The 24,458-nt window shown below is 72.5% G+C and carries 19 protein-coding genes; 9 read left to right on the top strand and 10 right to left on the bottom strand.

The features are described from left to right. Nucleotides 1-4: 4 nt before the first annotated feature. Complete coding sequence (locus D0D28_RS18715; protein ID WP_094006666.1) at nt 5-388, bottom strand: STAS domain-containing protein; 384 nt, start codon at nt 386-388, stop codon at nt 5-7. A 65-nt stretch (nt 389-453) separates the two neighbouring features. Continuing rightward, on the bottom strand, nt 454-4,974 hold the full coding sequence (locus tag D0D28_RS18720) for a HAMP domain-containing protein (RefSeq protein ID WP_094006667.1): 4,521 nt from the start codon (nt 4,972-4,974) through the stop codon (nt 454-456). Nucleotides 4,975-5,117: 143 nt separating this feature from the next. Between D0D28_RS18720 and D0D28_RS18725 the strand changes: the two genes are divergently transcribed. Beyond that, nucleotides 5,118-7,388 carry a SpoIIE family protein phosphatase gene (locus D0D28_RS18725; protein ID WP_116111451.1) on the top strand — a complete coding sequence of 757 codons (2,271 nt, stop codon included), beginning with the start codon at nt 5,118-5,120 and terminating at the stop codon, nt 7,386-7,388. Nucleotides 7,389-7,407: 19 nt separating this feature from the next. Then, the gene (locus D0D28_RS18730; RefSeq protein WP_094006669.1) at nt 7,408-8,280 is read left to right on the top strand and encodes a sigma-70 family RNA polymerase sigma factor; all 873 of its coding nucleotides are present in this window, start codon (nt 7,408-7,410) and stop codon (nt 8,278-8,280) included. Between the two features lie 73 nt (nt 8,281-8,353). Here the strand turns inward: D0D28_RS18730 and D0D28_RS18735 are convergent, their stop codons facing one another. Next, a complete protein-coding gene (locus D0D28_RS18735) occupies nt 8,354-9,025 on the bottom strand; it encodes a histone deacetylase (RefSeq protein ID WP_116111452.1) in 672 nt (223 codons plus the stop codon). 100 nt (nt 9,026-9,125) lie between these two features. On the opposite strand from D0D28_RS18735, the gene D0D28_RS18740 reads away from it, so the two are divergent. The 3 genes from D0D28_RS18740 to D0D28_RS18750 all read left to right on the top strand — a co-directional run bounded on the left by D0D28_RS18740 (nt 9,126) and on the right by D0D28_RS18750 (nt 14,382). After that, nucleotides 9,126-9,533, top strand: coding sequence for a VOC family protein (locus D0D28_RS18740; protein ID WP_116111468.1), 408 nt, complete (start codon nt 9,126-9,128; stop codon nt 9,531-9,533). A gap of 34 nt (nt 9,534-9,567) precedes the next feature. Then, the gene (locus tag D0D28_RS18745) at nt 9,568-11,916 is read left to right on the top strand and encodes an acetyl-CoA acetyltransferase (protein WP_116111453.1); all 2,349 of its coding nucleotides are present in this window, start codon (nt 9,568-9,570) and stop codon (nt 11,914-11,916) included. Nucleotides 11,917-12,066: 150 nt separating this feature from the next. After that, on the top strand, nt 12,067-14,382 hold the full coding sequence (locus tag D0D28_RS18750) for a hypothetical protein (RefSeq protein WP_240323264.1): 2,316 nt from the start codon (nt 12,067-12,069) through the stop codon (nt 14,380-14,382). 403 nt (nt 14,383-14,785) lie between these two features. Here D0D28_RS18750 and D0D28_RS18760 read toward each other — a convergent pair whose 3' ends face one another. The 3 genes from D0D28_RS18760 to D0D28_RS18770 all read right to left on the bottom strand — a co-directional run bounded on the left by D0D28_RS18760 (nt 14,786) and on the right by D0D28_RS18770 (nt 17,239). Further along, nucleotides 14,786-16,330 (bottom strand): substrate-binding domain-containing protein, encoded by a 1,545-nt coding sequence (locus D0D28_RS18760; protein WP_116111454.1) that lies wholly within the window; start codon nt 16,328-16,330, stop codon nt 14,786-14,788. Between the two features lie 104 nt (nt 16,331-16,434). Further along, complete coding sequence (locus D0D28_RS18765; protein WP_116111455.1) at nt 16,435-16,791, bottom strand: peptidase inhibitor family I36 protein; 357 nt, start codon at nt 16,789-16,791, stop codon at nt 16,435-16,437. A 52-nt stretch (nt 16,792-16,843) separates the two neighbouring features. Next, complete coding sequence (locus D0D28_RS18770; protein WP_116111456.1) at nt 16,844-17,239, bottom strand: hypothetical protein; 396 nt, start codon at nt 17,237-17,239, stop codon at nt 16,844-16,846. Between the two features lie 504 nt (nt 17,240-17,743). Between D0D28_RS18770 and D0D28_RS18780 the strand changes: the two genes are divergently transcribed. Then, nucleotides 17,744-18,394 (top strand): TetR/AcrR family transcriptional regulator, encoded by a 651-nt coding sequence (locus D0D28_RS18780; protein WP_205413297.1) that lies wholly within the window; start codon nt 17,744-17,746, stop codon nt 18,392-18,394. Between the two features lie 4 nt (nt 18,395-18,398). Here D0D28_RS18780 and D0D28_RS18785 read toward each other — a convergent pair whose 3' ends face one another. From D0D28_RS18785 to D0D28_RS18795, 3 genes are all read right to left on the bottom strand, one after another. Continuing rightward, nucleotides 18,399-19,355 carry an SDR family oxidoreductase gene (locus D0D28_RS18785; protein WP_116111457.1) on the bottom strand — a complete coding sequence of 319 codons (957 nt, stop codon included), beginning with the start codon at nt 19,353-19,355 and terminating at the stop codon, nt 18,399-18,401. Nucleotides 19,356-19,419: 64 nt separating this feature from the next. Next, on the bottom strand, nt 19,420-19,875 hold the full coding sequence (locus D0D28_RS18790; RefSeq protein ID WP_205413298.1) for a nuclear transport factor 2 family protein: 456 nt from the start codon (nt 19,873-19,875) through the stop codon (nt 19,420-19,422). A 17-nt stretch (nt 19,876-19,892) separates the two neighbouring features. Next, entirely contained in the window at nt 19,893-20,282 is a 390-nt protein-coding gene (locus D0D28_RS18795) for a carboxymuconolactone decarboxylase family protein (RefSeq protein WP_094006678.1), read from the bottom strand. 90 nt (nt 20,283-20,372) lie between these two features. On the opposite strand from D0D28_RS18795, the gene D0D28_RS18800 reads away from it, so the two are divergent. Continuing rightward, nucleotides 20,373-21,170 (top strand): helix-turn-helix domain-containing protein, encoded by a 798-nt coding sequence (locus tag D0D28_RS18800; protein ID WP_094006679.1) that lies wholly within the window; start codon nt 20,373-20,375, stop codon nt 21,168-21,170. 77 nt (nt 21,171-21,247) lie between these two features. On the opposite strand, the gene D0D28_RS18805 is transcribed toward D0D28_RS18800, so the two are convergent. Further along, on the bottom strand, nt 21,248-22,654 hold the full coding sequence (locus D0D28_RS18805) for a flavin monoamine oxidase family protein (protein WP_116111459.1): 1,407 nt from the start codon (nt 22,652-22,654) through the stop codon (nt 21,248-21,250). A gap of 162 nt (nt 22,655-22,816) precedes the next feature. Here D0D28_RS18805 and D0D28_RS36205 point away from each other — a divergent pair, with 162 nt between their 5' ends. Both D0D28_RS36205 and D0D28_RS18810 read left to right on the top strand, forming a co-directional pair. Further along, nucleotides 22,817-22,987 carry a hypothetical protein gene (locus D0D28_RS36205; RefSeq protein WP_167481575.1) on the top strand — a complete coding sequence of 57 codons (171 nt, stop codon included), beginning with the start codon at nt 22,817-22,819 and terminating at the stop codon, nt 22,985-22,987. Next, entirely contained in the window at nt 22,984-24,438 is a 1,455-nt protein-coding gene (locus tag D0D28_RS18810; RefSeq protein ID WP_116111460.1) for a cytosine permease, read from the top strand. Before D0D28_RS36205 ends, D0D28_RS18810 begins: the two co-directional genes overlap by 4 nt. Nucleotides 24,439-24,458: the final 20 nt, after the last annotated feature.

The following is a 24,458-nucleotide window of genomic DNA, read 5'->3' on the forward strand; positions in this document are numbered from 1 at the left end:
CCCGTCAGCCGGCCAGCGCCTCGTCGCACGTCGGGTAGAGCGGGAACTCCTCGACCAGGCCCACGACCTCCATCGCGCGCACCACCACCGGGTCCGCGGCCGCGAGCCGGATCGGCAGGTCGTCCCCCGCGGCCTGCCGCACGGCGACCAGCGAGGCCATGCCCGCCGAACCCAGGAACGTCACGCCGGTCAGGTCGAGCACCAGCAGCGCCGGGTGCTCACGCAGGGCCCGGCTCGCCGCGTCGTCCAGCCGGGGTGTGGTCAGGAGGTCGAGTTCGCCGCTGACCTGGACCACGACGGCCTCGCCACGGCGTTCGACGGCCACCGCCACCCCGTCGACGGGGTGGCCGGCCGGGTCGCCCGGGTTCAGTGGATCGGGTGCCTGCACGCACCCATCCTCCACTGCCGCGCGCCGGGGCGAAACTCCTCCTTCGCCGGACACGCCGCCGCGGGTCAGGCACGCACCTCCGGCAGCCACCGCTGCAGGCATTCGAGCAGTTCGTGCGCGTCGACCGGTTTCGTCAGGTAGTCGCTGGCCCCGGACGCGAGCGCCTTCTCCCGGTCGCCCTGCATGGCCTTCGCGGTGACGGCGATGATCGGCATGTCGGCGAACCGCGGGATCTCCCGGATCGCCGCGGTGGCCGCGTACCCGTCCATCTCCGGCATCATCACGTCCATCAGGACCAGCTCGATGTCGTCCTCGGCGAGCAGCGCGTCGATGCCCTTGCGCCCGTTCACCGCGTGCCGCACGTCCAGCCCGTAGCTCTCCAGCGCACCCCGCAGCGCGAACACGTTGCGCGGGTCGTCCTCCACGATCAGCACCTTGTGCCCGCGCAACGGCTCGTGCACGGACCGGTCGCTCCCGGACCGGGACAGCGACGGCAACGGCGAGCGCGGCTGGGTCAGCGGGATGACGTCGTCGGGCCCGTCGGCGGACAGGTGCAGCGCGATCCGTTCCCGCAGCTCGTCGAGCGAGGGCAGCAGCTCCAGCGGCTGCATCGCCGCGCGGGTCTGCACCAGGGCCTCCTGGTCCGGGGTCAGCTTGCGGGACGGGTGCGCGAGCACCGGCACCGAACGCAGGTCCGGGTGGTCGGCCAGCGCGTCCAGCACGGCGAACGCCCCGCCCTCGGGCAGGCTGATGTCCAGCACGACGCAGTGGTGCGGGCGGCTGAGCAGCACGTTCGTCGCCTGCTCGGCCGTGCTCACGGTGGCGACCGTGACCGTGCCGTGGGTGTCGGCGAGGTCGGCGGCGGCGCTGCTCGCCAGCAGCGACAGCAGACCGGTGCCCGCCGACTCGACGACCAGCACCTGCCGCTTGCCGTGCGTCTCGCGGGAGGTCTCGGGCTCCGGCTCGGCCAGCACGGTCTCGGTGGCCGCGGCCGGGGGCACGCGGTCGGCCGGGAGCCTGCCCAGCGGCAGGAACAGCGTGAACGTGCTGCCCTCGCCGAGTTCGCTCTCCGCGCGGATCTCGCCGCCGAGCCGGTAGACGACCTCGTTGCTGATCGACAGCCCGAGCCCGGTGCCGCCGTAGCGGCGGCTGGTGGTGCCGTCGGCCTGCTGGAACGCGGCGAAGATCGCGCTCAGGTTCTCCTTCGCGATGCCGATCCCGGTGTCGGTGACCGCGAACGCGACCACCGGGCCCCTCCTACCGGGCGGCAGCTCCTCCTCGCGGGCCATCCGCACCCGCAGCTCGACCCGCCCGTGGTCGGTGAACTTGACCGCGTTGGACAGCAGGTTCCGCAGCACCTGCCGCAGCCGCTGCTGGTCGGTCACCAGCTCGCGCGGCACGTCCGGATCGGCGGTGACGGCGAACGTCAGCCCCTTCTCCGCGGTCAGCGGCTGGAAGGTCGCCTCGACGTAGTCCAGCAGCTGGTTCAGCGCGAACGGCTCCGGGTGGATGTCCATCCGCCCGGCCTCCACTTTGGACAGGTCGAGGATGTCGTTGATCATCTGCAGCAGGTCGGACCCGGCCGAGTGGATCACCTCGGCGTACTCCACCTGCTTCGCGGTGAGGTTGCGGCTGGGGTTCTGCGCGAGCAGCTTCGCCAGGATCAGCAGGCTGTTCAGCGGCGTGCGCAGCTCGTGGGACATGTTGGCGAGGAACTCGGACTTGTACTTCGAGGCGAGCGCGAGCTGTTCGGCGCGCTCCTCGATCTCCCGCCGGGCCTGCTCGATCTCGGTGTTCTTCACCTCGATGTCGCGGTTCTGGCGGGCCAGCAGCGCCGCCTTCTCGGCCAGCTCGGCGTTCGAGCGCTGCAGTTCCTCCTGCTGCACCCGCAGTTCGGCAGCCAGCCGCTGGGATTCCTCCAGCAGCGAGTCGGTGCGCGAACTCGCCACGATCGTGTTGACGTTGACACCGATCGTCTCACCCAGCTGGTCCAGCAGGTCACGCTGCGCCTGCGTGAATCGCTCGAACGAGGCCAGCTCGATCACCCCGAGGGTGCGGTCCTCGAACAGGATCGGCAGCACGACCAGGTTGACCGGCGGCGCCTCGCCCAGGCTGGAGGAGATCCGCACGTACCCCGGCGGGGTCTGGTCGACGACGATCGGCCGCCGGGTGCGCGCCGCCTGCCCGATCAGCGTCTGCCCCAGCTCGACCTCGTGCCGCAGCTCCTCGGTGGAGTGCGCGCCGTAGCTGGCGATCAGCCGCAGCCTGGTGCTGCCGTTCTGCCCGCTGGCCAGGAAGAACGTGCCCTGCTGCGCGCCGACCAGCGGCACCAGCTCGTCCAGCACCAGCTCGGCGACCGTGGCCAGGTCGCGGTGGCCCTGCATCAGGCCGGCGATGCGGGCCAGGTTGGTCTTGAGCCAGTCCTGTTCCTGGTTGGCGTGCGTGGTCTCGCGCAGCGACCGCACCATCGAGTTGATGTTGTCCTTGAGCTCGGCGACCTCGCCCTGCGCCTCGACCGAGATCGACCGGGTCAGGTCGCCGGTGGCGACGGCGCTGGCCACCTCGGCGATCGCGCGCACCTGCCGGGTGAGGTTCCCGGCCAGCTCGTTGACGTTCTCGGTGAGCCGCTTCCAGGTGCCGGACACGCCCTCGACCTCGGCCTGGCCGCCCAGCCGTCCCTCGCTGCCCACCTCACGGGCCACACGGGTGACTTCCGCGGCGAACGAGCCGAGGGTGTCGACCATCGTGTTGATCGTCGTCTTCAGCTCCAGGATCTCGCCGCGCGCGTCCACGTCGATCTTCTTGGTCAGGTCGCCGTCCGCGACGGCCGTGGTCACCTGGGCGATGTTGCGCACCTGGTTGGTCAGGTTGTTCGCCATCGAGTTGACGTTGTCGGTGAGGTCCTTCCACGTGCCGGCGACGTTGGGCACGCGGGCCTGGCCGCCGAGGATGCCCTCCGTGCCCACCTCGCGGGCCACGCGCGTGACCTCGTCGGCGAACGCGCCCAGCGTGTCGACCATCGTGTTGATCGTGTCGGCCAGCGCGGCGACCTCGCCCTTGGCCTCCACGGTGATCTTCTTCGACAGGTCGCCCTGCGCCACCGAGCTGGCCACCTGCGCGATCGAGCGCACCTGGCTGGTCAGGTTCGACGCCATGCCGTTGACGTTGTCGGTCAGGTCCTTCCAGGTGCCGGACACGCCGCGGACGTTGGCCTGGCCGCCCAGGTTGCCGTGCGTGCCCACCTCGCGGGCCACGCGCGTGACCTCGTCCGCGAACGCCGACAGCTGGTCGACCATCGTGTTGATGGTCTCCTTCAGCTCCAGGATCTCGCCGCGCGCGTCGACGCGGATCTTCTGCGTCAGGTCGCCCTTCGCGACCGACGTGGTGACGTCGGCGATCGAGCGCACCTGGTCGGTCAGGTTGGCGGCCATGACGTTCACCGATTCGGTGAGCGCCTTCCAGGTCCCGGACACGCCCTTGACGTCCGCCTGACCGCCGAGACGGCCCTCGGTGCCGACCTCGCGCGCCACGCGGGTGACCTCGTCGGCGAACGCGGACAGCTGGTCGACCATCGTGTTGATGGTGTTCTTCAGTTCCAGGATCTCGCCACGCGCGTCGACGGTGATCTTCTGCGACAGGTCACCGTCGGCGACCGCGGTGGCCACGGACGCGATCGAGCGCACCTGATCGGTGAGGTTGCCCGCCATGAAGTTCACCGAATCGGTGAGCGCCCGCCACGTTCCGCCGACACCGGGCACCTGCGCCTGACCGCCAAGCCGGCCGTCGGTGCCCACCTCGCGCGCCACGCGCGTCACCTCGTCGGCGAACGACGAGAGCTGATCCACCATCGTGTTGATGGTGTTCTTCAGCTCCAGGATCTCGCCACGCGCGTCGACCATGATCTTCTGCGACAGGTCACCGCGAGCCACGGCCGTGGTCACCTGAGCGATGTTGCGCACCTGATCGGTGAGGTTCCCGGCCATGAAGTTCACCGAAGTGGTGAGGTTCTTCCAGGTGCCGGACACCCCGGGCACCTCCGCCTGACCGCCGAGGATCCCTTCGGTGCCCACCTCGCGCGCCACGCGCGTCACCTCGTCGGCGAACGAGGACAGCTGGTCCACCATCGTGTTGATGGTTTCCTTCAGCTCCAGGATCTCGCCCTTGACGTCCACCGTGATCTTCTGCGACAGGTCGCCCTTCGCGACCGCGGTCGCCACCTGCGCGATGTCCCGCACCTGAGCGGTCAGGTTGCCCGCCATCGCGTTCACCGAATCGGTGAGATCCGCCCAGGTCCCGGACACCCCCGGAACCCGCGCCTGGCCCCCGAGCTTGCCCTCGGTGCCCACCTCGGTCGCCACCCGGGTCACCTCCGAGGTGAACACGGACAACTGGTCGACCATGCCGTTGAAGACCGCGGCGATCTCGTCCATCAGCTCGTCGCCGACCTGCGGCAGCCGGGTGCCGAAATCCCCGTCCCGCACCGCGGTGAGCCCCGCCAGCAGTTGCTGCAACCGGGGATCGGCCAGCTCACGCTCGCTGCTTCGGCCCGCGTCCCGCTTGGCCTGGGCAGCCCGGCTCTCCGCCATCAGCGCACTCCGATTTCGTGAGGCCTTACCGATCGCCCTTGCGAACAATCGCTGCAGAAGAGGAATCTACTGGTAGCGCGGGTCGTATCCCAGCGCCACTTCTCTAGACTCGTTCCGTCCGCCCACCGACCGAGGGGCTCGAGGTGACGGCCCAGTACCCGCCGCAGACCGCCGGCCTCGACCCGCGGGTCGCGAGGCTGGCCGCCGTCGTGGACTGCCAGCAGCAGGAGATCGAGCGGCTGCGGGCGGAACGGGACGGCGGGCTGCTCGTCCCGCTCGCCGAAGGCATCCTCGTCGAACGGCTCGGCTACTCCCCCGGTGAGGCCGCCACGCACCTCGCCGACCTCGCCGCGCGGACCGGGACTTCCGTGGCGGAGCTGGCCGCGGACCTGGTCGCGGGCGCGGTGCGGCCGCCGCGGTCCCCGGTCGCCGTGGCCGGCGCCGCGCCCGACTTCGCGCGGCTGCCCGGCGGGGAGGCGGAGAGTTCCGCCCTGCTGGAGGAGGTCCGGCGCACCGCCGGCGCCGTCGCCGTCGCGTTGTGGCAGGTGCAGCCGGACGGCGCGCTGGGGCTCGTCGCGCACACCGGGCTGAACCTGCTGGAGGCCAGCCGCTGGCGGCACCTCCCGGTGCTGATGGACTGCCTGCCGCAACGGGCGGCGCGGGAACGGCGGCCGCACTGGATCCCGGAAGTGGAACTCGCTCCCGCGGTGCCGCTGCTGGCGGACGGTCATCGCGGGGCGCGGGCGGTGGTCCCGGTGACCACCTCGCGCAGCATCGCCGGTGTCGTGGAGTTCGTCTGGACCGCGCCGCTGCGGGAGTTCCCGCCGGAGCAGAAACGGCGCCTGGCCGCGCTGGCCGCGTTGTGCGGGCGGGAAATCATGCTCAGCACGCAGCCGGCCGGGGCGCTGCCGTCGACGGTGGGCCTGCTGGACTCCGGCCTGTTCGCCCGGCCGCGGACGGACGAGTCCGGCCAGGTGACCGACTTCGAGATCGCCCAGGTGGGCGAGGACTTCGCGGACCCGCACGGGCGGCGGCCGGCGGACCTGGTCGGGCGCGGGCTCACCCGGACGTACCCGCTGCTGTGCGCCTACGGGCTGGCCGACCGCGCGGTGGAGGTGCTGACCACCGGGGCGTCCGCGCAGCTCGGGCCGGTCCCGCTGGTCGCGCGCACCGGCGGCGCCGCCACCCCGGCGATGGTGGACGTGCGGATCACCCGCTTCCTGGACGGGGTGCGGATCGCGCTGACCCTCGGGCACGACGACCACCGGCTGGCGCAGCTGCTGCACAACCTGCAGCACATCGCGCGGCTGGGCAGCTGGGAGCACAGCGTGCTCACCGGCGAGATGACGTGGACCGAGCAGACCTTCGAGCTGTTCGGGCTGCCCGCGTCGGCGGGGCCGGTCACGTGGGACGGGCTGTGCACCTACGTCCACCCCGAGGACCTGCCGATCCTGGAGGCGTTCCAGACCACGCTGCTGGCGCGGCAGGAGGCCGCGACCGTGTTCCGGCTGATCCGGCCGGACGGCACACACCGGCAGATCCGCGCGCACGGCGAGCCGGTGCTGTCGGAGGGCGGTGAGCTGGTCGCGGTGCGCGGGATCTACCAGGACCTGTCGGCGCAGTACCAGAGCCAGGTGGCGCTGAGCGCGACGCGGGACCGGCTGGCCGACACCGAGCACGAGGCCCAGCAGCAGAACCGGATCGCGCGGGAGCTGCAGCAGGTGATCCTGCCGTCGGCGGCGCGGCCGGTGGAGATGGACGGCCTCGAGGTCGCGGTCCGGTACCGGCCGGCGGCGCAGGAGCACAAGGTCGGCGGCGACTGGTACGACGCGACGGTGCTGCCGGACGGGCGGATCCTGCTCGTCATCGGCGACGTGGCCGGGCACGGGCTGGGCGCGGCGACCGGGATGATCGCGTTGCGCAACGCGCTGCGCGGGCTGGCCGTGACCGGGGCCGGCCCGGGGCAGCTGCTGGGCTGGCTGAACACGACGACGTTCACGGTGAACCGCGGCGTCACCGGGACCGCGTTGTGCGGGCTGTACGACCCGGAAAGCCGGACGCTGACGTGGGCGCGCGCCGGGCACCTGCCGCCGATGCTGGTGCGCGACGGGGTGGCCGAGCAGCTGCCGCTGCCGCGCGGGATCCTGCTGGGCGCGCGGCCGGGGGCCCGGTTCGAGGAGCGCGTGCTGCGGTTGCAGCCCGCGGACACGCTGGTCCTGTTCACCGACGGGCTGATCGAGCGGCGCGGGGTGCTGCTGGACGACAGCCTGGACCGGCTGGCCGCCGCCGCGTGCCACGCCGGGACGGACGTGGAGCGGATCAGCGACCAGCTCCTGGCCGAGGCGTCCTCCGACACCGAGGACGATTCGTGCCTGATCGTGATCCGGGTGTCCGAGCCGGTCACATCGGCGTGACAGGATCCGTCAGGGGAGTATGACCGAGAACGAGTGGCTGGCCGAACGGTTCGAGGCGCACCGGGCGCACCTGCGGGCGGTGGCGTACCGGATGCTGGGCTCGCTGACCGAGGCCGAGGACGCGGTGCAGGAAGCGTGGCTGAAGCTGAGCCGCAGCGACGCCGGTGAGGTGCGCAACCTGGGCGGCTGGCTGACGACCGTGGTGGGCCGGGTGTGCCTGGACATGCTGCGCTCGCGGAATTCGCGCCGCGAGGAGTACCCGGAGCGCCTGCCGGACCCGATCATCGCCCCGGAGGACGGCGCGCACCCCGAGCACCAGGCGCTGATCGCCGATTCGGTCGGGCTGGCGCTGCTCGTCGTGCTGGACACGCTCGACCCGGCGGAGCGGCTGGCGTTCGTGCTGCACGACATGTTCGCGCTGCCGTTCGACGAGATCGCCCCGATCGTGGACCGGACGCCCGCGGCGGCCCGTCAGCTGGCCAGCCGCGCCCGGCGGCGGATCCAGGGCAGCCCGACCGTGCCGGACGGGGACGTGACCCGGCAGCGCGAGGTGGTGGACGCGTTCTTCGCCGCGGCGCGGGACGGGAACTTCGCCGCGCTGGTCAGCGTGCTGGACCCGGACGTGGTACTGCGGGCCGAGGCGGCCTCGCTGCCGGCCGGGGCGTCCCGCCTGGTGCACGGCGCCGAGGCGGTGGCCGGTCAGGCGCTCACCTTCCGGCAGTCCGGCGAGGGCGGGCAGGCGATCCCGGTGCTGGTCAACGGCGTCGCGGGCCGCCTCATCCTGCGCGACGGCCGGCCCTGGACGCTCTTCGCGTTCACGGTGGTGAACAACCTCATCGCGGCGATCGACATCATCAGTGACCCCGAGCGCCTGGCGGAGCTGAGCTACTGAGCCATCTGTTGTTCCGCTCCGCTTCAGCGAGAGCGACTGAAACCGCTCGCAGCACCGGACGTAGCGCTGAAACTCAGGCGCGCAGCCAGCCGCTTTCATGATGTCGCGGTTGTCCCGTGGCCGGCTCCGGCTCACTCAGCAACTCCACCACCTCGTCCACCGGCCAATGGCCCGCTGCCCCGCGCAGGCCGCACAGGTACTCGGCCACGCGGGGCACCGGCCAGCCGTGCGCCTCCCGCAACCCCTCCCCCAGCATCCGCAGGTACACCGCGGACGGCGGGTTCCACGGCACCTCGCCGGCCGCCCACGGGGCCGTGAACGTCAGCGCCGGGAACCCCTCCAGATCGCCCACGTACAGCAACGTCTCGTACCGTCCCGGCCCCAGCACGTCGCGCCCGGTGGACAGCACCGTCGACAGGTCCAGGTCACCCTCGGGCGCCCGGTACATCTCCTGCGCCGCCAGGTCGGAAAACTGCCCCAGCGTCAGCAGATACGCCCGCCCGGCCGCCATCCCCGGCAGCGCCGGGTCGTAGAACGCGCGCCCGCCGCCCCAGGTCGCGGATTCCGTCGCGAAGTACACCCCGCCGGGCATCGAATGCGCCACCACCCGTTCCGGCGGACGCGGGTCGCGGCACCCGGGACACGACCGCCGCCCGCCGGGCGGGGTGCCGCCCTCCAGGTAGTACCGCAACCGCCCGGCGTGCAGGTTCGACCCGTAACCCACGTACCACACCGACCCGGCCACAGCCCGATTCTGGCGAAATTCTTCCTACCCCGCAGGGTGTTGTCGCAGGCAGCGCAGGTCTGCGAGGATGGTCCGCCTCGCGATGGAGGGAGACCCGGACATGGCTTCGCTGCTCAATCCGTACATCAGTTTCGCCGGCGACGCCCGGGAGGCGATGGAGTTCTACCGGCAGGTCTTCGGCGGCGAGCTGAACCTGAGCACCTTCGGCGAGCTGGGCGGCATGGAGGGCGCCGACGCGGACAAGGTCATGCACGCCCACCTCGAGACCGAGCGCGGCTTCACGCTGATGGCCTCCGACACCCCACCCGGCACGGAGCACCAGCCCGGCACCAACGTGGCGATCAGCCTCAGCGGTGACGACGCCGCCGAGCTGCGCGGCTACTGGGACAAACTCTCCGACGGCGGCACCGTCACCGTCCCGCTGGAGAAGCAGATGTGGGGCGACGAGTTCGGCGCCTGCGTGGACCGGTTCGGCATCTCGTGGATGGTCAACATCGCCGGAACTTGATGATCGGGAGGCCACCGCCGGGTTACCGTGCGGTATGACCTCTCTCGATCACCGGACGCCGGTCCTCGTCGGCGTCGGCCAGGCGTCCGAGCGCATCGACGATCCCGGCTACCGCGGGCTGTCCGCGGTCGAACTCGCGGCCGCGGCGGCCCGGGACGCCCTCGCCGACACCGGCGCCGACCCGGGTGCGGTCGCGAAGGCCGTCGACACCGTCGCCGGCATCCGGCAGTTCGAGATCTCCACGCCGATCTCCCACTCCCCGCTGGGCCGGTCGGACAACTTCCCGCGCTCGGTCGCGAACCGGATCGGCGCCGCGCCCGCCCGCGCCGTCCTGGAGGTCACCGGCGGCCAGTCGCCCCAGCACCTGGTCACCGAGCTGGCCGGGACGATCGCCGCGGGCGGGGCCGAGGTCGCGCTCATCACGGGCGCGGAGGCCATCTCCACGGTCCGGCACCTCCAGCAGGCCGACGACAGGCCGGACTTCACCGAGCACGTCGACGGCGACCTGGAGGACCGCGGGTTCGGGCTGAAGGGCCTGGCCAACCGGCAGATGCTGGCGCACGGCCTGATCGAGCCGACCAGCCAGTACGCGCTGTTCGACAACGCCCGCCGCGCGCGGCTCGGCCTGTCCCGCGAGGCGTACGCGCTGGCGATGGGCGAGCTGTTCGCGCCGTTCACCAAGGTCGCCGCCGCGAACCCACACCCCGCCGAGCGCGTCGAGCGCGACGCGCGCGAGCTGGCGACGCCGTCCGAACGCAACCGCCCGATCGCCGACCCCTACACCCGCTTCCTGGTCGCCCGCGAGCAGGTCAACCAGGGCGCCGCGGTGCTGATGATGTCCGTGGGCGCCGCGCGCCGGCTCGGGGTGCCCGAGGAGAAGTGGGTCTTCCTGCACGGCCACGCCGATCTGGAGGAACAGCCGCTGCTGGAGCGCGAGGACCTCAGCGGCTCCCCCGCCGCGGTGCTGGCGGTGCGGCACGCGCTGGAGGTCGCCGGCATCGGCGTCGGTGACCTGGCCACGCTCGACCTCTACAGCTGCTTCCCGATCGCCGTGTTCGCCGTGTGCGACGGGCTCGGCCTCGCCCCGGACGACCCGCGCGGCCTCACCGTCACCGGCGGCCTGCCGTTCTTCGGCGGCCCGGGCAACAACTACTCGACCCACGCGATCGCCGAGACCGTCGTGCGCCTGCGCGCGCGGCCGGGCGCGTTCGGCCTGGTCGGCGCCAACGGCGGCATGCTGTCCAAGTACTCCGCCGGGGTCTACTCGACCACGCCCGCGCCGTGGCGACCGAGCCGCAGCGCGGAACCGCAGGCCGAGCTGGACGCCCGCCCGGCCGTGCCGACCACGGTGCACCCGGACGGCTGGGCGACGCTGGAGACCTACACCGTCCAGCACGCCACGGGCACCGCCGTGGTGGTCGGGCGGCTCGACGACGGCCGACGCTTCCTCGCCTCCACCAAGGACGAGGAGACGATCGGCCGCCTGCTGGAGGGCGAACCGATCGGCGGCAAGATCCACGTGCGCTCGTTCGGGTTCGGCAACCGCGTGACGCTGACGGCCGAGCGGATGGACGAGCTGTTCCCGCCGCGCGCACCCGGTTTCCGCGACGACTACGAGCACGTGCTGGTCCGCCGCGACGGGCACCTGCTGGAGGTCACCATCAACCGCCCGGACTCGCGCAACAGCCTGCACCCGCCGGCCAACGCCGAGCTGGCGGAGGTGTTCGACGCCTACTTCGCCGACCCGGACCTGTGGGTCGCGATCATCACCGGCGCCGGTGACAAGGCGTTCTCCGCGGGCAACGACCTGGTGTACTCGGCCAGCGGCAAGCCGATGTGGGTGCCCAAGACCGGGTTCGGCGGGCTGACCAGCCGCGAGTCCCTGCCCAAGCCGGTGATCGCGGCGGTCAACGGGTTCGCGCTCGGCGGCGGCTGCGAGATCGCCCTCGCCTGCCACCTCGTGGTCGCCGACGAGAGCGCGCAGTTCGGCCTGCCCGAGGTCCGGGTCGGCCTGGTCGCCGCCGCGGGTGGCCTGGTGCGGCTGCCGCGCGCGGTGCCGCCGAAGGTCGCCAACGACGTGATCCTCACCGGACGGCGCCTGTCCGCCGCGGAGGCCGAGTCCTACGGCCTGGTCAGCCGGGTCGCCCCGGCCGGGCAGGCGCTGACGGTCGCGCGGGAGCTGGCCGCCGCGATCCTCGAGGGTTCGCCGACCGCGGTGCGGACTTCGCTGCGGATCATGGCGGAGGCGGACGCGATCGCGGACACCGTCGAAGCCGTCCGGTATCCCTCACCCGCGCTCGACGAACTCCTCGTCAGCCAGGACGCGTTCGAGGGACCGGCGGCCTTCGCGCAGAAACGGAAGCCGGTCTGGCGGAATCGCTGATTCCCGGCGTACCACCACGTTCAGGGGTCGTTCGACCCGGGGAAAAGCCGGTCCCGCACTTTCCGCCACCCGCCTCCCGGCACAGACTGAATACGGATTTCCGCATTCCGGAAACCGTTTCGGGAATTGCTTTCGGGAGGCGAGGTGGCGGTGCCGGCTGATCCCGCCCTGGTCCGGATCGCGGGCCTGCCCGCGGCGCTGCCCGCCGCGCTCGGCACGCCCGATCTGACCGAACGGATGCGTCACCTGATCCGCGCCGAGACCGCCTACCGCGTGTGCGCCGCGGAGGTCGCCGGACGCATCGGCGAGGAGCTGGTCCCGGCCCTGCCGCGGGATCTGCGGCGGCAGGCGCTCGACGTCCGGCGGCGGCTGCACCGCGGCGAGTTCGTCCGGCCCGGGGACCTGGATTTCCGGCCGCTGGCCCGGATCGCCGAATGGGGCGCCGCGCTGGCCGCCGAAACCGCCGCGCTGCGCGACGCCGTCGAGCAGACCGAACGGATGCACCACGGCCTGGTGTGGGACCTCATCGCCGGTGATCCCGCGGCGGCCCGGGTGATCACCGCCACCGCCCCCGGCGTCGTCGAGGACATCCGCGCCCGGCTCGCCGCGGGCGAGCCGTGGACGAGCAAACCCCTGCGCAAACGCGCCGACCACCTGCTGCGGCTGCTGTTCCGGGCCGCGTTCGAGACCACCTCGCGCGGCTGGCTGGCGCACGTCGCGCTCGCCGGGACCGGCCCCGGACCGCTGACCGTCGGCGACCACGCGGTGCACCGGCTCACCAACATCCACCAGGACCGCCGCAGGCTGACCGCCGCCCCGGTGCTGCCGGAGGCGTGGCTGAGCCTGACCCCGCTGCGGTGGACCGAAGGCGACCGGCTGTGCTGGCACGTCGCCGGCCGCGACGGGCCGGGCGAGGTCCGGCGGACCCCGGTGGTGGACGCGTTGTGCCGGGTGCTGGGCTCGCGGGCGATGCGCACCCGGGAGGTGGTCACGCTGCTCTCCCCGGACGCGCGGCGCAAGCCGGTGCTGCGCGAGTTCTTGCGGCACCTGGCGCAGCTGGGGCTCGTACAGGTGTCGTCCGCGCCCACCGGACAGCTGCACCGCTGGCGGGTCACGGCCGAGCCCGGGCCCGGGGCCACCGACGTCTACCGCCGCGCGCACGGCGGCGTCCCGGTGCCGTCGCGGCTGCCCGAGCTGATCGCGCACGCGGGACGCCTCGCCGCGGTGCTCGGCGACCGACGGTCGCACCCCGCGCTCGAACTCGTCGGGCCCGAGCCGCGGCCGGTGTCCGAGATCGTCGCGCGGGCGCTGGACTCCGCCGAGCCGTTCCGGCCCGGCTCGGCGTGGCCGGAACCGCGGCCGCGCACGATCTACCAGCGGCTGTGCGAGTGGATGGCCCGGCACGCCGACGAAAGCGAGATCGAACTCGGCCCCGCCGTGCTGGACTACCTGGGCGCACCACCGGCGCGGCCCGCGCCGTGGCCGGTGGACTGCCTGCTCCGCCCGCTGGCGGCGGGCCGGGCCGTACTGGAGGGCGTCACCCCGGCGGGCGTGGTGGACGCGCGGTTCGCCGCCGCGTTGCAGGGCCTGCACGGCGAGGTGCCCCAGGTGAGCGCCTACCGCGCGTTCCTGACCGAGACAGCGGCCCGGTGCGGCGCCGAGCCCGTCGAGATCCTCGTGCCGCCGCAGGGGAGCCGGGACGCCAACGCGGTGCGCCGCCCGCGCTACACGCGGAGCTGGACCGGAGACGCCGATCCGGCGACCTATGTGGACGATCCCGCCGGGATGCGCCGCTACCTGCCGCTGGGCGAGATCACGCTGCGCCGCGACGCGCGCGGGGTGATCGCCGAGGACCGCGCGGGCCGGGTGCTGTGGCCGGTCCACCACGCGACGCGACGGCCACCGCCGCCGTGGGACGTGGTGGTCTCGCTGCTCACCGCCGCCTCCCCGGTCCGGCGGCTCACGGTGCCGCGCGCGTTCGGCGATCCGCGCGCGGCCTTCCCCGGCCGCGCCCGCACCCCGCGCCTGCTGCTGGACCCGGACCTGGTGATCGCGCCGGCGACCGTGTTCGCCGGCCGCGACCTGCTGCCGGACCCGTGGGGGGACCGGTTCGCACAGCTCCGGGCGCTGGCGAACCTGCGGCTGGCGACCGGCGCGCCGCGGTGGGTGTTCGCCCGGCACGGGCACCGGTCCCGGCCGGTCGACCTGGACAGCGTCGCCACGCTGCGGGTGTTCGACCGCCTGCTGGCGGATCCGGCCGTCGACGGCCTGGTGCTGGAGGAGATGCTGCCCGCGCCCGAGGACCTGACGGTGTCCGATGTGGACGGACAATGCTACGCGGCGCAGGCCCTGGTGCGGCTGCCGATGGACACCTCACCGTGCCGCCTGGCCGAGGAGGTCACCACGGCCTGGCAGCGAATCACCACGCGACGCACCCGGCGCGAGACCACCACGGTCGGTGGGTGATCCGGACAGCGAGCTGTAGGGAGCATTGGGTTGTTGACGGTAGAGGAAGGCCGCATCCTGACGCGTTGCCGAATGCCGAAGTTGGCCTGGCTGGACCGTCCAGCGCGAGATCGCCGAACGGCTGATCGGCCTGATCGAGGCCGCCCTGCCCGGCGCCGGTGCCGTGTGGCACGGGCACCCGGTGTGGAGCCTCGGCCCGGGAGCCCGCGCCGCGGCCGGCAGGTCAGGTGACACGCGCAGCGGCACCCACTCACCCGAGTCCGCCCCTTCCGGGCGGCACAACCCACCACGCCGCCCGGACAAAACCAACGCCACGGCCCACCGCCCGCCGGCCCGCGCAACACGGGTCGTGGCGGAAACCGCCACCACGGCCCACCTCCCGCCGGGCCGCGCTGCCACCCCATCACCTCTGCGGTCGGCACAGCACCGGGTTCGCCAGCTCGGCGCACGGCCGGTCGCCGTGGGAGCGGACGATGTCGGCCCCCACCTGGTTCGTCAGGTAGCGCAGGAAGCTCGCCGCGAGCGAGTCGGCCTTCGGCTCGCCGTAGGTGTAGGCGTACTCGGTCTGCCAGAACGGGTAGGCGCCGTGGTCGGCGGCCTCCAGCGTCGCGCTCTGGCCGTCGATCCAGACCGTTGCCACATCCGGGCGGCTCGCCGCGGCGCCCAGTTCGCTGTAACCGATCGCGCCGGGAGTACCGGCCACCGCGTCGAGCAGCGAGCGGGTGTCGTTGCGGCGGCAGCGGACCACGTCGGTCGCCGGGGCCGGCGCCTTCGGTTCGACGCAGTCGTTGGAGTTCTCCCCCGGCTCGATCGCGCCGAGCACCTGCTGCTCGAACGTCGTCCGCGTGCCGGAAAGCGCTTCCCGGTCGACGATCCGCACCTCCTGGTCCGCGCCGCCCAGCTCCCGCCAGTTGCGGACCCGCCCGGCGAAGACGTCGCGCAGCTGCGCCAGGGTCAGGTCCCGCACCCCGGCGTCCGGGTGGACGACGACGGTGAACAACAGAAACGCGATCGGCCGCGGCAGCAACTGCGGCGACCGGTTGCCCTTCACGCCGTCGGAGAACGCGAGCATGTCCGCGCCGCGCTGCTGGTTGAGCCGGTCCAGACCGGCCGAGCTGCCCGCCATCTCGATGGCGAACCTCGCCTCGCGGCAGGTGTTCGCGTACGCCGCGGCCGCCTCCTGCACGACCGGCGCGAACGCGGTGGAACCGGTGATGGTCAGGGTGCCCCTGGCGCAGTCCAGCGGCGGCGGATCCGCGGTCGCCAGCCTGATGACGAACGGCTCGGCCAGCGCGATCGAGACCAGCAGGTACACCAGCACGGTCAGCCAGCGCGGAATTCCGGTGCGGCTCTTGGTCTCCCGGATCGCGCCGTTGCGCACGCCGCCTTTGATTCCGGCGATCACCTCGGGGTCCGGGCACTTCTTCACCTTCGGCCCGGCCCGGTCGAGCACCGCGAGGACCTTGTAGTGCTGCCCCTGGTTCAGCGGCACCTTGGGCAGCTGGATGACCCCGACGTGGCGCCCGTCACCGTCGACGATGTTGTCCACGCCCAGACCGGAGTTCTCGCCGAAGTTCTCCCGCAGGAACTCGTCGCTCAGCTCGGTCACCACCATCCCGGCGACGCGGCGGTCCGGGAAGTTGATCTTCACGCCGGCCTGGACGTTGCCCAGGACGGCGTAGTCGTGGCTGTCGATGTTCGTGGTGCCCGTGTTCTCGATGCGCACCAGCACGAACGACGGGTCGGTCAGCGCCTTGCCGTCCTTGTCGTCCAGGCGTTGCAGCGCGCCCGCGTTCTCCGCGGCGACCTCCTGCCGCGCGGTCGTGTCCACCTGCACGCGGTAGCCGAGCCGTTTGCGCCCGACGAACACGAACTCCCACAGAAACGCGAACACCGGCACCACGAGCGCCAGCACCGCGAGGACGATCTCCCAGGGAAAGTTGGACAACCGGGCCTCCGCGCTGGGGACACAGGACGAGACATCCATCTTGTGCGAGCGCGGCCCGGAAGATCAGGGTCGTCCGAGCTGTTCGGCAGTTGTTCACCCGGGCGTCAGGCGCAGGCGACCGACGAGGGCGTGTCGTCCTCCGGCGCGGGCAGCTCGACGCGGAAGCCGTCGAGCATCTCGTGCGCCCTGCCGTAGAAATCCGGGCTCTCGTACCAGGTGCAGGTGACGCCGCTGTCGTTGGTCCACGACGAGACCACGTCGGCGAGGTCGTGGGTGCCGAGGTCGCCGACCCGGTCCCCCGGCTGCAGGGCCAGGCCGCCGCCGGTGAAGCCGTGGTCGCGGTACAGGCACAGGCTGCCCCGCGGGCAGTCCCGGCCGTCGAACGGGGAAACCCCTTGCGCGGCAGCGGTGGCCGGCACGAGGGCGATCGCCAGAACGGCGAGGAACACCGAGGCACGCATGGCATCCCGATACCCGCCCGCCGCGGAACGACGCGCTCATCACCGCATCGAGCTACCCCTGGAGATCCGCGCAGGCGGACCTGGCCCGGGCCGCCGCCGCGTCGAACTCCGGCCCCGCCGCGGCGAACGACCGCATCACGATGTCGACCGGGGCCTGCAACGCGTCGGCGAGCGTCCGGTAGCGCGGTTCCTGCTCGGCCGCCGCGGCCGCGAGCTGCGCCGCCGCACCCCAGCGCTGGAACCCGGCGTACTGCGTCTGCGGATCGAGCGCCGTGGTGCGTGCCACGGCGGCACAAGCGGCCTCGGCGTCGGATCCGGCGGCATCCGGGCCGGACCCGATCCAGACGAGCCCCACGGCTCCCGCGCCGACCACCAGTCCCACGACCAGCGCGACCATCACGAGCGGCCATCGGCGACGCGGAGCGGGCGCGGGATACGGCTGGGCCATCGGAGGTCCTTTCCGGTGTGGGCGGGTCACCCCGTGGACGCGCCGCGGGCCCGTCCGGTTCCCCCGCAGCCGATCCATTGTGGAGGATCACGGCGGGCGCACCGATCACACGTCCGGTCCGGCTGCCACGCCCGCATTTCCGCCCGCAGCGCGCGCCGGATGTCACGCCGCGGCCGGGTGGCGCCGGTTTCGTCGTGGAGCGGCGTGCCGAACACCCACAGCCTGCGCTGCCGGCGCCCGCAGTCGCACACCGTGCGGCGGTAGCACCGGGCCACGGCAAGGCCGTTCGCCACGCGTATCCGGCTGCGCCAGTTCATGCTGCCCCCTGCTCCTCCTGCCCGGGATCGTCTGGAGGGGAGACGGCACTGCCCAGCCGGTATGTCGCGGGTGGGAGGACCACTTTCGAGTGTGAGTTGGGGAATCGCGGCCGCGGAACCGCTGCGCCGCCTGACGGGCGTATTCTGACAGTCGTCAGGGTGGCCGGAGAGAACGGGGGACGAGCCGGTGACCGGCGCGGTGCGTGGACGAGGCCGTCCCGGGGCGGGCACACCCCCGGTCCCCACCGAGGCCGAAATCCTCCGGCGGGGGATGGAAGCCTTCGCCGAGCTCGGCTACGACCGGGCCTCGGCCAGGGAGCTGGCGAGGCGCCTCGGCGTCAGCCACAACTTCATCAACGACCGCTACGGATCCAAGGCCGGCTTCTGGCGGGCCGTGGTGGATTCGCTGCTCGAACGCGACCAGCGGGAACGCCGGCGGCTCGTCGAAGCCGACGTCGACGACGCCGAGCGGGTTCGCGCCGTGATCAGGCACTTCTACCAGTCCGCGGTCGAGGCGCCGCTGCTCGGCCGGCTGCTGGCGGACGAGTTCAGCCGCGAGTCCGAACGCCTGGACTACCTCTACGAGAAGTACCTGGCGCCGACGCTGGAGCCGCTGGTTCCGGCCGTCGACCGGCTGATGGCGGCCGGCCGGATGCCCACCGTGCCCATGGACGTGCTCTTCTTCGCCGTGATCAGCCCGGTCGCCGCCCTGGTGCAGCTCCCGCTCGCCCACCGGCTCGGCCGCCCCCAGCGGGTCACGCGGGAAAGCCAGACCCGCACCGCGCGCGAGCTCGCGGACCTGATCGCGGACGGCTTGCTCGGCCGTCCCCCGCGCTGAACTGTCAGGCGAGGGTCCGCGCGGCCGGGAACCGCAGGCCGGTCAGTTCTTCGGAAATCGCCCAGATGCGGCGAGCGTCATCGGCGCTGCGCAGGCGCGAGTACAGCTCCTGTTCGGCCGGCGGGCCGGAGAGGTGGCGGAAACCGCTGGGCCCGTAGAGGCGGCCGCCTTCGGCAGCGGGTGACGTCGCGGCGTGGAGGGCGGGCAGCAGCGCGGTCTCGACCGTGCCGAACAGGATGCCGCGCGCGGACAGCGCACGGATCACCCGCACCAGCGCGGTGTCGCGGTCACGGCCGACCTCCGGGCGCGCGGCGAGCAGGTTCGTGGGTGTCACGCCGGGGTGGGACAGGTTGCTCGTGATGCCCCAGCCGCTGTCCCGGCTGCGCCGCTCCAGCTCGAGGCCGAACAGCCCGAACGCGATCTTCGACTGGCTGTAGGCCCGGTTGCCGTGGTACTTGCGCTCCCAGTGGAGGTCTTCCCAGTTGATGGAATGCCGGCCGGCGGCGATGCTGATCTGCGAAGTGACCCGGGCGTTCCCCGCGCGCAGGAGCGGCAGCAGCCGGGCCACCAGGGCGAAATGCCCGAGGTGGTTGGTGCCGAACTGCAGCTCGAACCCGTCCGCGGTGGTCTGCCGGTCGGGCGGGGTCATCACGCCGGCGTTGTTGACCAGGAGGTGGATCGGCCGCCCCTCCTCGGTGAGCCGGCCGGCCAGCGCGGCGACGGAAGCCAGCGAGGACAGGTCCAGGTCCCGCAGCGAGAGTTCGGCGTCCGGGTACCGGCGGCGGATCTTCGCGATCGCGGCCTCGCCCTTGCGCCGGTTGCGGACGGGCATGACCACTTCAGCGCCCGCGGCGGCGAGCCGGGCCGCCAGCCCCAGGCCGACGCCGTCACTGGCTCCGGTGACCACCGCGAGCTTGCCGGCGAGCCCGGGAATCTGGATGTCCGATGTGGACCTGGCCATGGTCGCTCCTCTCCGGGCTGACACCTGTCAGATTAGGCTTAATCTGACAGGTGTCAAGCTGGAGTCACTGGCGGCCGGCGGTGATGGTGAGGATGTCCTTGTTCCCGTCGGCCCAGGTCGCCGTCATCACGACCTCGTTGATCAGCCACCGGCCGTTCACCCGGACCAGCCCGAAGCGGTAGGTGCCGCCGAGGGTCCAGCGCGGTGAGCCGAACGTGGTGGCCAGCAGGTGGGTGGCCTGGAACACGGCGGTGAGCACCGCGCTGTCCCCGTCCACGGTCACGAGGTGGTTGCCGAGCAGGTGTTGCGTGGCGTCGAAGGCGCCGAGCAGGGCCGACCACTGGGCCTTGACCTCGTCCGGGGTCTGCGTCCAGGGCTCGCCGCCGTAGATGCTGGTGTAGTCGAGGGTCACCCGGTCGGCGAAGACCTCGGTGAAGCTGTCCCAATCGCGGATGTCGACCAGCCACATCATCCGGGTGCAGGTGTCGATGACGTCGGCGCGGTCCTGGGCGGTGCTCACGGTCTCTTCTCCAATGATCATTGCAGGGGCAACAGATTGCGCTCGGCGAAGACGCGACGGACGATCGCCATGGCCGCGAACACACGGGGGAACCCGGCGTACGGGATCGCCTGCATGACCGCTTCCACCACGGCGCGCGGCGTGAGGCCGGCGCCGAGCGCGGAGCCGATGTGCGCCTCCAGCTGGGGCTCGACACCCCCGGTCGCGATCAGCGCGCCCAGGATGACCAGCTCCCGTTGCCCGGCGTCGAGGCCGGGGCGGGAGTGGATGTCCCCGTAGGCGAATTCGACGGCGAGCCGGCTGAGGTCCGGGGCGACGTCGGCGAGCGCGTCGTAGGCCCGTCGCCGCGGACCGGCTCCGCCGATCTCCTGCTGGCGGGCCAGCCCGCGCTGGAAGCGCTCGGTCATGTTCGGAGCGTGCCGGGCGGGGCCGGCACGACCCAGACCCCTGGTTGTACGGGTACTGGCAGGGCCAGGCTGCGAAGGCATACTGGCGGCATGGCAGAGGTCCGGTTGGGTGAGTTCCTCCAGTCGCGGCGCGCGCGGGTCACTCCGGAGAGCGTGGGGCTGCGCCCCGGCAGCCGGCGGCGTGTGCCTGGCCTGCGCAGGGAGGAGCTCGCGCAGCTGGCCGGGATCAGCGTGGAGTACTACCAGCGGCTGGAGCAGGGGCGGGCCAGCCATCCATCCGACGAGGTGCTGAACGCCATCGCCGACACGCTCCGCCTGGACGCCGTGGAGCGCGATCACCTGCGCGCCCTGGCCCGCCCACCCCGGCACGGCACCCGCGCGGCCGAATCGGTGCGGCCCCAGCTGCGGCGCATGCTCGACCTGATCGATCTGGTGCCCGCGCTGGTGATCAACGACCGGTTCGACGTGCTGGCCGCCAACGCGCTCGCGCACCGGCTGTTCGGCGAGGCGCGGAACCTCGCGCGCACACTGTTCCTGGACCCGGCGGCCCGGGACCGCTACGTGGAGTGGGAAGAAGTGGCCGCGGCGACGGCCGCACAGCTGCGATTGGCGGTCGGCCGGCATCCCCATGACGAGGATCTCGCCGCGCTGGTGGCCGAATTGTCCGCACGGAGCGAGGAGTTCCGGCGGTGGTGGCACACGGGGGACGTGGAACTGCGGGCGTTCGGGACGAAGAGCTTCCGGCATCCCGGCGCCGGGGTGCTGACCTTCCACTACGAGAACTTCGAGCTGCCCGGGGACACCCGGCAGCGGCTGGTCACCCTCACCCCGGCCAAGGACAGCACGACGGAGGCCGCGCTGCGGCTGTTGTCAGCCGCCGCACCGTGACGTCCCTGCGCGACTGTCGCGGAACCTTGACGTAATGCAGCGCAGCAGGCGCTGGGAGTGCTGCTGGTCGAACCGGTTCAGGACCCGAGGCAGCCGACCTCGGCGGCGGCAGTGCGCTCCGCCGCGAGGATTTCTCCGGCTGCCCGCACGCCCGAGGAGATCGCGCCGTCGATGTAGCCGTTCCAGCGGTCGGCGGTTTCGGTCCCGGCCCAGTGGATCCGGCCGCACGGGCGCCGCCAGCCGGAGCTGCCGTGGGCGATCCACGCGCCGGGCGTGGGGTTGGCCGCGTACCCGCCCTGGGCCCACGGATCCTCCGGCCAGATCTTCTCCACGTACTCCACCGGTTCCCCGGCGCGTGGCCCGAACAACCGCGTCAGCGTGGCCAGCACCGCCGCCCGCCTGGCCGCTCCGTCCAGTGTGGACCAGGCGCGCAGGCGGTCGCCGTAGACGAAGCCCACCAGCACCCCGGGCCCGGCGTCCGGTGGCGAGTTGTCGAACACCACCCCCACCGCGTCCTCCCCGTACAGCGACGCGATGCCGGACAGGCCCTCGTCCCGCCAGAACGGCTCCGCGTACACGGCGTGCACCTTCGCCACATCGCCCATCACGCTGCGCTGCACCCAGCGCGCCCTGGCCGTCGGCAGCCCCGGCCGGAACCGGATCGCGGCGGTCGCCGGTGGCGGTGTCGCCACCACCACCCGTCCGGTGTGGACGGTTCCGCGCGCGGTGTGCACCAGCACCCGGTCACCGTCCTGGTCGACCGACTCGACCGGTGTCCCCAGGACGACGGCGCCCCCCAGCCGCCGGGCCGCGGCCAGCGCCGGTGCCTGCGCCCCCGCCACGAACCGCGCGTCCTGCGCGGCGTCCCGGGTCTGCATCAGCTGGTCGAACCCACCCGCGCTGGCGATGTAGAACAGCAGGTGCAGCAGGGAGATCTCGCGCGGCTCCACGGCCCACACGCCCTGCACCGCCAGCGCCAGCCTGCGCCGCGCGTCCGGGCACGCGACCTCCCGCGACAGGTACGTCTCCACGGTCTCGGCGTCCCACGCCGCGGCGTCGGGACCGGCGCCGGGATCGCCGGTGTCCACCCGGCTGGCCAGTTCGTCCAGCCTCGCCGTCGCGGCCGCGTACTCGGCGAGGCCGGGCGCGCCGTCCGGTCCGTCCCCGGTGTAGCGGTGCAGCGCACCGTCGTGCCACAGCTCCAGGTGGGCGCCGGTCTCCCACGTCGGGAAGGTGGCGCAGCCGAACCGTTCCGCCCAGCCGAGCAGGTGCCGCTGGGTCGGCCCGACCCACTGGCCGCCGTGGTCCACGACCACGCCGGACGACGTGGGCTGCGAGAGGATCCGGCCGCCGACGCGGTCGGCGGCTTCCAGGACCAGGGCGGGCACCCCGGCGTCGTGCAGGGTCAGCGCGGCGGACAGGCCCGCGTACCCGGCACCCACGACGACGACGGGGACCCGGGAGGGCAGAGCGGCGACGGTCATGCCCCCATCGTGAAGTTTCCTGATTCGCCAGTCAACTATCTTCCCGCCCCTCCTGGCCCGGCACGGCCTCGACCTTGCCGCTCATTGGCTCTTGACAGGCATGTGGACCAGATCACACACTCCCATAACTAATCCGCCAATCAACTATGAGGAGTCCCCGCCGTGCCCGAGTCCTCCTTCGAAGCCGAGCTGGAACACCGGCTCGCCCTGCTCGAAAGTCCCGACAGCGACGAGACCTACCTGCCCGACCTGCCGTGGCGCGACGTCGTGCTGGCCGCCGTCGTGCTCGCCGTGGTGAGCGTGCTGCTGATCTGGTGGGGGTACCCGGCATGAGCGCACCCGCCAGGACCGGCGGCACGGAGTCCGCCGGCACCGACGCCACCCTCAACGAACTGCCCCTGCTGCGGCGCGAACGGCTGTGGGGTTTCTGGGGCTATTCCTCGGTGAACGTGGGCCTGTCGATCGCCACGTGGGCGTTCCTGCAGGGCGGCGCGGTCGCCCTCTACGTGGGCGCCGAGGCCGGGATCGCCAGTATCGTCGTCGGCTACGGGATCAGCGTGCTGCTGGTCGCGCTCGCGCCGTGCCTGCCCTGCGCGAAGTACGGTATCGAGCAGTTCACGGCGCTGCGCAGCGTGTTCGGCTCCGGTGGCGCCCGGCTGCTGATGATCACCATGTCGACGCTGCTCGCGGCGGCGTGGGCGGCGGTGCTCGCGATCATGTGCGGGCACGCGCTGGGCAACGTCGCCGAGCAGGTGTTCTCGGCCGACATCGACAGCTCGGGCATCGTGGTCAGCCTGATCGCGCTCGTGGCGGTGCTGGTGTCCTGGCTCGTGCTCGCCCGCGGCCCGGTGTCGGTGGAGTGGGTGAACCGGATCGTCGCGCCCGGGCTGGTGATCGTCACGACCGGCATGCTCGTGCTGATCTTCACGCAGACCTCGTGGTCGGAACTGGCCGCGATCCCGCCGCTGGCGTCCTCGGGCGACGCGCACCTGGACTTCGTGCTCGCCGTCGAACTCAACATCGCGGGCGGGTTCGCGTGGTGGCCCAACGTCGGCAACCTCGCGCGCCTGACGCGCACCTCCCGCGCGGCGTTCTGGCCCAACATGGTGGGGTTGTTCTTCACCTCGGTGCTGGCCGCGGTCGTCGGCGCCTTCGCCGCGCTGGCGCTCGCCTCCGAGGACCCGACCATGTGGATGGTGCCGCTCGGTGGTGCCGCGCTCGGCGTGCTCGCCCTCGCGTTCGTCGGTTTCGCCAACATCACCAGCGTCGTGGCGCAGGGCTACTCGTCGCTGGTCGCGCTCAAGGGCGGCGGCGGGCGGCTGCTGCGCCGCGTGCCGTGGGCGCTGATGGCCGCCGGGATCCTCGCGCCGGCCGCGGTTCTCGTGTTCTTCCCCGCCGCGGTCTACGACAACTACTCGCGGTTCGTCTCCTGGGGAGCGATCCTGGTCGCTCCACTGTGTTCGGTCCAGGTCGTCGACTACTTCGTGCTGCGGCACGCGCGGTTGCGCGTGCGGGACCTGTACCTGCCCAACCGGGAGTCCTGCTACGGCTTCTGGCGCGGGTTCAACCCCGCCGCCTTCGTCGCGGTCGCGGCGGGTGCGGTCACCTACGCGCTGCTGCTCAACCCGGTGACCTACGAGCCGGCCGGGCCGTTCCGGTACCTGACCGCGTCGCTGCCCGCGGTCGTCGTCTCCGGGGTCCTGCACTACGTCCTGACCGTGCTGATCGTGCGGCGCCGGGCCATGGCCGGGTACGCGCCGGCGGATCAACTGACTGATGCGTGAATCAATTCCACTACACTGGG

The organism is Amycolatopsis ruanii (assembly GCF_003385175.1).
GTDB classification, from domain to species: domain Bacteria; phylum Actinomycetota; class Actinomycetes; order Mycobacteriales; family Pseudonocardiaceae; genus Amycolatopsis_E; species Amycolatopsis_E thermalba.